General features: G+C 40.8%; 7 protein-coding genes. 5 read left to right on the top strand and 2 right to left on the bottom strand.

Features of this window, described 5'->3' with window-relative positions; all coding sequences use genetic code 11:
• Nucleotides 1-154 (top strand): DUF2922 family protein (locus EKM80_RS13205; RefSeq protein ID WP_125553968.1); only part of this gene is annotated, 154 nt, incomplete at its 5' end.
• Nucleotides 155-219: 65 nt separating this feature from the next.
• Here EKM80_RS13205 and EKM80_RS13200 read toward each other — a convergent pair.
• Nucleotides 220-2,838, bottom strand: a complete 2,619-nt coding sequence (locus tag EKM80_RS13200; RefSeq protein WP_164509572.1) for a YfhO family protein — start codon at nt 2,836-2,838, stop codon at nt 220-222.
• A 58-nt stretch (nt 2,839-2,896) separates the two neighbouring features.
• Nucleotides 2,897-3,307 carry a GtrA family protein gene (locus tag EKM80_RS13195; protein ID WP_125553964.1) on the bottom strand — a complete coding sequence of 137 codons (411 nt, stop codon included), beginning with the start codon at nt 3,305-3,307 and terminating at the stop codon, nt 2,897-2,899.
• A 143-nt stretch (nt 3,308-3,450) separates the two neighbouring features.
• Between EKM80_RS13195 and EKM80_RS13190 the strand changes: the two genes are divergently transcribed.
• The 4 genes from EKM80_RS13190 to EKM80_RS13175 all read left to right on the top strand — a co-directional run bounded on the left by EKM80_RS13190 (nt 3,451) and on the right by EKM80_RS13175 (nt 8,180).
• Nucleotides 3,451-4,383: a glycosyltransferase family 2 protein gene (locus tag EKM80_RS13190; RefSeq protein ID WP_125553962.1), complete on the top strand. Its 933-nt coding sequence runs from the start codon at nt 3,451-3,453 to the stop codon at nt 4,381-4,383.
• A gap of 103 nt (nt 4,384-4,486) precedes the next feature.
• On the top strand, nt 4,487-5,107 hold the full coding sequence (locus EKM80_RS13185) for a YveK family protein (RefSeq protein WP_225418890.1): 621 nt from the start codon (nt 4,487-4,489) through the stop codon (nt 5,105-5,107).
• A gap of 4 nt (nt 5,108-5,111) precedes the next feature.
• Nucleotides 5,112-6,284 carry a polysaccharide biosynthesis protein gene (locus EKM80_RS13180; protein WP_125553960.1) on the top strand — a complete coding sequence of 391 codons (1,173 nt, stop codon included), beginning with the start codon at nt 5,112-5,114 and terminating at the stop codon, nt 6,282-6,284.
• A gap of 480 nt (nt 6,285-6,764) precedes the next feature.
• A complete protein-coding gene (locus tag EKM80_RS13175) occupies nt 6,765-8,180 on the top strand; it encodes a flippase (RefSeq protein WP_125553958.1) in 1,416 nt (471 codons plus the stop codon).
• Nucleotides 8,181-8,460 lie beyond the last annotated feature (280 nt).

The raw sequence follows: 8,460 nt of genomic DNA, 5'->3' as shown, positions 1-8,460 counted from the left end.
CGAAACCACGGTCAAAACTGCGATGCAAACCATCGCTGACCTGAAAATGTTCGAGATCGAAACCGTTAATCCGTACGAAGTGCCCGTAAAGGCGCAATACGTCGAACGGACAGTTACCCCAATTTTCGGCGGTGACGCCGCGGTAGCTAAGTAGTACTGAATAAAGTTAAAACGGCCGCATTCGTGATGAATGTGGCCGTTTTTTTGAATAAGGGATTTTTATAATTTATCTTTAAATTTAAATTCAAACCAGAGATAAAATAAGCTGAAAATACTAGCTATGATGCTGATAATGACTCCAGAGCGTAGCCCAAGTGGAGTGAAAGTTAGTCGATAGGTTTGTTTGCCTTGTTTAAGTGGGATGGCTAAAAGATTGCCCATCGCTTTCTTTGGCGTTACCGTTCGACCGTTTACTTTGGCATGCCAGCCTGCATCGTACGGTAGTGTTAGTAAAAGTACTTGTTGGTCTCGATTAGTTGTAATCGTGCCAGCTAATTTGGTATTGGATTGCATTTTCAAACTGACAGGTTGTTTTTTTAGCGCTAGAACAGCCGCTTTAAGCTGCAAATAGTTTTCTGTAGCAACTTGTGGTTGTTCAGTCATGGCCAAGGTGTGTGGGTCTTGTGCTGCAACGGTGATTTTAAGCTGTTCTCCTTTTTTGTGAGCACCTAAATTAATAATGCCGTTTTCTGCATCAGAATAACTATTAGTCATTTTTTTGCCATTAACGGTAATGTCGATGGGTTGTAATTCAATATTTGTTTTCATTGGGATATAAAGATAGGCTACGCCAGTCTGTTTAATTTGATATTGGTAATCAATTTGACCACTCGTTGGTGTACTGGCTAGTGGTTTAGCAGCTGTTAAAACGTTGCTTACTTTTCCAGTTATTTTGGTGAGCAGGTCGTTTTGACGGTTGAAAACATTTTGTGTCTGGTGCTGTTTAAAATTATATGCTAAGACTTGATCATTAACGACTGTACCTAAATTCAACGCTAACGGATTACGATAGACGGTATAATGATTGCTTGTAAAAACTGGAACAGTTGCGGTTAGTGGCTCTTGCTTTGAGGCATGGGCCAAGCCGCCATTAGCCAATATTGTTTGGTCATGATTTCCATTGTTGGTAGTTACTTGGTACTTGATGCCTAAAAGTGAATCAGCTGTAAGTGTTGAACCATTATTATAATTTGTCCACCGTGATGCTTGTAGATAGCCCAAAAAGCTGGCAAAATTGATGGATTGTACTTTTTCACTGGAGCTGTAATGGCTGACCCCGTTGTAGTTCAATAGAAGCGGATCGTTTTCAGTTCTCTGGAAAGTTGTACCAATGCGATAAAAGCTATTATCTTGTTGTTTGATTTTATTGATGATTGGTTGTGTTTGCTGTAAATATTGGTCAAAGGCTGTTCGAGTAATAGATGGGTAATTGGCTGCAAAAATAGCCTGTGCATTAAATATAAGATCAAGTGAACTCACTAACAGTAGTAACCAAACTGTCGTGGGCTTATTTACAGTTTTCATTAATCCATAAGCAAATAAAATTAAAGCGCCGAATATAATATTATAGACCACAACTTTAGAATTGAAGATTGTTGGATATAGTTTCGCAAATAATGTACAAAGTAGAAAAATCAAACCAAATAGTTTTAAACTGGCTTCTATTTTAGGCCTTTTAGCTAAAACAAACTCCTGATGGGCTAAAAGGATAAACATGAAAGAAAAAATAAATGCCCAACGATTAGGATAACCTTGAGGGGCACTAAAGCCATGCCAAATTAGGTTTAAGCCAGAAATGTAAGAACATAAGAATAAATATAGCAAAAATGTTGCCGCCAACAAGCGCTCTTGAATCTTAAACTGACGATCAAGAAAATAAAAAATAGTAAGGCAGAGTACTAGCATCCCAGCAAAAATATTAGGTCCTAGCCATAAATCAGTATAACGAAAACTGCCACCAAACAATTTCATAACAAAATCAAGTGCGTTATAAGTTTCTTCAAACGTAAATTTATAAGGAATATTTCCCTTAATGCCACGTAGTGCTGTGAAAGTTGGTAATAAAATAAATGCAGCTACACCTCCAGCTAGCAGACTGGATAAGGCAAAACGTAACCATAATACTACTGATTTAAGCGGGTGTTTTTGAATGAATTTAAGTTGGATAAAGCGAAAGACAAAATAACTAGCGGCAAATAGGCACACCATAAAACCAATATAATAGTTAAAAATTAGACTCAGAAAAAGCGTGATGAGGTAAAGCATTGAAGAACGGCCACAAAACTGCCATTCGATACCTAAAATAACAAGTGGCAGCAATAATACAACGTCCAACCACATAATATCTAAGGAATAAACCATACTGTAACTCATTAGTGCGTAAGCAGTTGAAAAAAGTAATAAAGCTGTGTTTTGCATTGGCTGGGTTATTTTTGACAGTACCTGTGCTTGTCTGAATTGTAGAAATAAGTACATATTTAATCCGGCAAAGCTAAGTTTTAGAGTAGTCATTATGTAAATTGCCAGTGGAATGTGGCGAATTGGGAATAGCAATAAAATTAAATTAAACGGGCTTAACAGATAATAACTAGTTAAACCTAAGAAATTACCACCTAAAGTCATGTTATATGAGTATAAAAAGGCACTTAAATCACCAAAATGGTTTTTATAATAAGCAAAATAATTCACATACTGATAATTCATATCATCTCTAAGCAACGAGGAACTACCGAAAGGATAGACATGCTTGGAAATTAGTACAAGTGTAAATAATAGCGCTGGGATGAAGAAAGCGCCTAGTATTAAAAATAATGATCGTTTCGAATTAGATTTTATCAATTCAATTAGCTCCGTTTATTGGTGTATTTGATAATGAAAACCACTGCTTAGAGAAGTTCTAGTTTCCTTGCTTTGAGTTGAAAATGAATAACTTACTAAAGAAATAGTTAGCCACCACAACGACAACGTTATCAACAATCTTAGTCAATAATGGGTTTGCGTGTAGCAGTGAAACACCGACCCACATGATGAGAATATCCATAATTAATGATAGAATGCGGAAGAAGAAGAATGAACTGATTTCTTTGACAAATTCCGAAAAACCAGCTGTTTTAGAAGAGAAAACCCAAAGCTTATTGGTAATATAAGCAAACAAAACAGAGATAAACCAAGCGCTTACGTTAGCTACTTGGTAATTCATGAATGGATTTAAGATGGCAAAAACGCCGATATTGATCAATGTGGTCAGTCCGCCAAAAAATAAGTAGGCAATGATGGCTTGATATTTTTTAAAAAGTTGAATAATGATTGGTCACTCCTTAGGTTAACTAGATAAATTTACCTGTAACGCAGAGTAGTGTCAACCTTACTTAAATTCTTTAGCGTTAAGGGCTTGATGTTAGCCATTATTTCTACGATAATTAGCTTTAGACAAGTTTAACGGAGGATAAAATGGCAAAGAAGCTTTCATTAGTTGTACCGTGCTTTAATGAAGAACAAACGATTCCACTTTTTTATGCAGCTCTGCAAGCAGTTAAGCCGCAATTACGCGGTGCAAAGCTAGAATACTGGTTTATTAATGATGGTTCGCGTGATACAACACTTGATGTTTTACGTGACTTACAACAAAAAGATCCACAGCAGGTGCACTATATTTCGTTTTCGCGGAATTTTGGTAAAGAGGCGGCACTTTATGCTGGCTTACAGGCAACGACAGGTGATTATGTGGCGGTGATGGATGCTGACTTGCAGGATCCACCAGAACAGCTAGCGGAAATGATGGCTGGCATTGAGGATGAAGGTTATGATGTAGTTGGTACACGACGTATCGATCGTGGTGGTGAACCCATCATCAGATCATTTTTTGCGAATACATTTTATCGATTTATCAACAAGATTTCTTCCACGCCAATTAAAAACGGGGTACGTGATTTTCGCTTAATGACGCGGCAGGTAGTTGATGCGGTTTTATCCATGAGCGAATACAATCGCTTTTCTAAGGGGATTTTAAGTTGGGTTGGTTTCAAAACTAAATATTTAAGTTATGTAAATCGTGATCGTGTTGGCGGTAAAACATCATGGTCATTTTGGAAATTATTGCGTTATTCGATTGATGGTATTATTGATTTCTCCGATGCGCCGCTGAATTTAGCGACCTTTGTCGGTTTTCTATCGTTCTTAGTCTCGTTAATGGGCGTTGCTTTTGTTATTGTCCGCAAGATCATTTACGGTGGCTCAGTCACTGGTTGGGCTTCAATGACGTCTATCATTTTGATGATTGGTGGCCTACAGCTGCTATGTTTAGGGATTTTAGGCAAGTATATCGGTAGTATTTATTTGGAAGCGAAGAAGCGGCCAATTTATATCATCAAAGAGAAGAAATAAGTTTACTTGAACCTTAAAAAACAAACCGCGCAATTTGCGCGGTTTTTTGCTAAACTAGGTAATGTCGGTTTAACCGATAGTGAAATTAGTTTTGGAGGTAGCAATGATGATGAGTAATTCAACGCGCGATGGGCTTTCGTTTGGGGAATTCCTGTTGGCGTTAGGCCGTTACTGGTATATTTGGTTGGTTACAGCGTTGATTGTCACCGCTGGGGCGTTTGCTTGGGGTAAGCGCACAACGGTACCGACGTATTCAGCGGCCAGCACAGTGATGATCTATCATCCCAATAATGATCCTAATCAGCGCAATGCCGATGTTTTGGCGATGGCGTCATACCGTAAAATCGTAAAAAGCAATACGATCGTGCAGCCAGTGCAGCAGCAATTGACGAAAATCAATGGCTATCACGGTGACCAAACTGCGCTAACTGCTGGTATCAGTACGACAGTGGCACAGAATACTTTGAATTTAAAATTAAGTGCACAGGGGACTAGCGCAAAGTTGGCGGCACAAACGGCTAATTTATTAGCTAAGTCGGTGCAACAACAATTGCCGACGTTAGTGCCTAATAGTGGCACGGTGCAAATTATTGAGCAGGCGACGACGAAACAAGCGACGTTGATCAATGGTAACCGGGTCCAAAAATTGACGCTAGGTGGGTTGTTATTTGGCCTGTACCTTGGCATTTTAGCGACGTTTATTTATACTGCTTGGCGGAGGTAGCGCGATGGTGATGAAAGCAACTGCTAGTCGGATTACGGCCACTGGCTTATATTTAAGTGCCTTTGGCTTATTTTTCAGTTACGCTTTTTTTGCCACTTCGATGTACAATGATGCTTTACCAGTACGCTTCGAGCTGGTGGTTTTGGCGGTGGGTTTGCCGCTACTTTTGACCAAAATTATTGTCTTCGATCATTACACCATGGGACAATGGTTACTGGTGTTCACCGGCTTAGTGCTGGTGGCATGGACGGCACGTACTTCAGGTCGCTACATATTGATTGGTGTTTATTTACTGATGATAGGTGCACGGCGAGTGTCCTTTGAAGCGATTGCCAAAACTGCGCTATTAGTTGGGCTAGCGACATTCATCCTAATTTTCGTGTCGTCACTACTAAATTTGATTCCTAATCTACGTTATTTGCGTGAGGGGACGTACCGTAATTCTTTTGGCATTCAGTACCCCACCGATTTTGCCGCTCACGTGCTGTATTTATTATTGGCTTATGCGGCCGTTAAGAAAGGCCGCTTTAAATGGTATGATTGGTTGCTTAGCTTATTTGCAGCGTGGTTTGTGTGGTATTTTTGTGACGCACGGTTGGACACGATTCTAATTGCGCTGTTGCTAGTACTGTTAGCTGTTTATTGGCTGATTGAAAAGGGCGTTCGACCGGCAATCGGTGTGGCTTGGGTCAGCGTTGGTGCCATGGCAATTGGTGCGGCGTTATCGCTGGGATTAAGCTATTTCTATTCACCAAAAGTGCCTTGGTTGGAAGATCTGAATAAGTTGTTGTCAGCGCGGTTGCGTTTAGGTCGGACTGCCTTTGATCGCTATGATCCGCAAGTATTTGGTCAAGTGATCAAAACTACTGGCTGGGGCGGTACGCAAGGTTTCAAGCAGTTTACTGGCAAATTGATCACCAAGGAGTATTTTTTCATCGATTCATCGTATTTAACGGTGCTGTTGAGCTTTGGTTTAATTGTTGCTGTAGCGCTACTTATTGGTTATACCTGGTTTGCTTGGCGGGAAGTTCACCGCGGCGACTATTTACTGCCATTGTTGATTGCTGTAACTGCAGTCAGTTGTATTGTCGATCAACATCTGCTGGATGTGTCGTATAATGTGTTCATATTAGCCTTATTAGCTGACACACGCAGCTTCCGACTGGCGGTAGCGTAAGCTGGCTTTTTCAGGTTACTGGTAAATTAACGTGGTGATGTTTGAATGCGCACAGGGATGTACTTTGGCGTCAGTTTGAAGTACTATTTACTAATTACCGCGAAGTTAGCGTAAACGTGCAAAAAAAGACAACTTATTCCACCTAACTACGGCAACTGAACGCGCCACTGCGTGTTCCTTATCGGTAACCTAGGTTATGTTCCGTAAGCTGACCGCGAAGTTAGCGTAAACGTGCAAAAAAAGACAGCTTATTCCACCTAACTATGGCAACTGAACGCGCCACTGCGTGTTCTTTATCAGTAACATAGGTTATGTGCCGTAAGCTGACCACGAAGTTAGCGTAAACGTGCAAAAAAAGACAACTTATTCCACGTAACTACGGCAACTGAACGCGCTGCTGTGTGTCCCTTATCAGTAACCTAGGTTATGTGCCGTAAGCTGACCGTCTTTTTTTGCACTCTCTAGAAATGAGGTATCACATTGAAAGTCGTTAAAAATTATCTATACAATGCAGGCTATCAGGTTTTCCTGTTATTGGTGCCGTTGATCACGACGCCTTATATTTCACGGGTGATTGGGCCTGCTGGTGTTGGGGTCAATGCTTATACTAACTCAATCATTCAGTATTTTGTGCTGTTTGGTAGTATTGGGATCAACATGTACGGAAATCGGGAAGTCGCTTTTTATCGTGATGACCCCCATAAATTGACTAAGGCATTCTGGGAGATCGAGTTACTGCGTTTTTCGGCGATCATTGTGGCCGAAGCGGTATTTTTCATCTACTTAAGCTTTACCAACAAATATCACGTGTACTTATTGATGCAATCGTTGTTGATCACGGCGGCGGCTTTTGATGTTTCATGGTTTTTCATGGGGCTAGAGGATTTCCGCACCACCGTGGTCCGCAATACGATCGTTAAAATTATCTCGGTGGTCTTGATTTTTACCTTTGTTAAAAATGCCCAGGATCTAGCCGTGTACATTGTCATTATTTCAGGCTCACAATTGATCGGTAACTTAACGTTATGGCCATTTTTGCGCCGGCACCTGGTCAAGATATCATGGCGTAAACTAAATATACTGCCCCATTTACGACCAGCGTTGGTGCTGTTCATTCCGCAGATCGCCACCCAGATTTATTTGGTATTGAACAAGACGATGTTGGGGAACATTACTGGCATGACGGCAGCTGGCTTCTTTGATAATTCAGATAAGATTATTAAAATGGTGCTGGCGGTGGTCACCGCCACTGGGACTGTGATGTTGCCGCGAGTCGCGCATACGTTTGCCAAAGGCGACAAGGCACAAGTGCGGCGCTATTTGTATAGTTCGTTCGACTTCGTCACAGCAGCCTCAGTGCCGATGACCATGGGACTGGCCGCCATTGCGCCAAAATTTGCGGTTTGGTTTTTTGGGGCTAAGTTTGCCGCAACCAGTACATTGATCATGCTAGAAGCACCGGCAATCTTAGTGATTGCATGGAGTAATGTGCTGGGGATGCAGTATTTGATGCCAACTAACCGCAATCGTGATTTTACGATCTCAGTTACGATTGGGGCCGTAGTCAATTTAATTCTCAATATCCCACTGATCATATACTGGGGTGCAGCGGGTGCGGCGGTATCTACCGTTTTGTCAGAAGGCAGTGTGACGATTTATCAGTTATACGTGGTTCGTGATGAATTATCGGTGCGCCACTTATTCGCCGATTTTTGGAAATATTTTGTTGCTGGCTTGGCGATGTTTGCCGTCGTGTGCTGGCTAAATGTGACCCAGCCATTTAATACTATGTGGTTGGTGATCGAAGTTGGTGTCGGTGTTATCATTTATGCCGTGATCATTATTGTTTTACGTGCACAGATCATCAAACAAGTACGCCAGTTAATTCAGCGGTAAGGCAGAGCAGTCAGTGATGACTGCTTTTTTTGATTTATAAGAAGTATAGAAATTTAAGCAGGTGCGTCCCGTGAACTGAGGGATACACCTGCTTTGTCTTTGTACCATCATTATAGAAAAGTTCCTACCAATTTTGAATATTGTGTGACCTTTATAAGTTTATTCAGTGAAATCAGTTTACAGTTGGGTTTAGCGGCCCTTATAATAAACTATAACTAACTAAAGGAGAGTGTCAAATTTTATGTGTAAATAGAAAAGCCTCTCGTCTTTTTCTTTAAAA

The sequence above is a fragment of the Loigolactobacillus jiayinensis genome (assembly GCF_003946445.1).
Lineage (GTDB): Bacteria > Bacillota > Bacilli > Lactobacillales > Lactobacillaceae > Loigolactobacillus > Loigolactobacillus jiayinensis.
The sequence above is the reverse complement of the archived record's forward strand: the minus strand, read 5'-3'. Positions and strand labels throughout refer to the sequence as shown.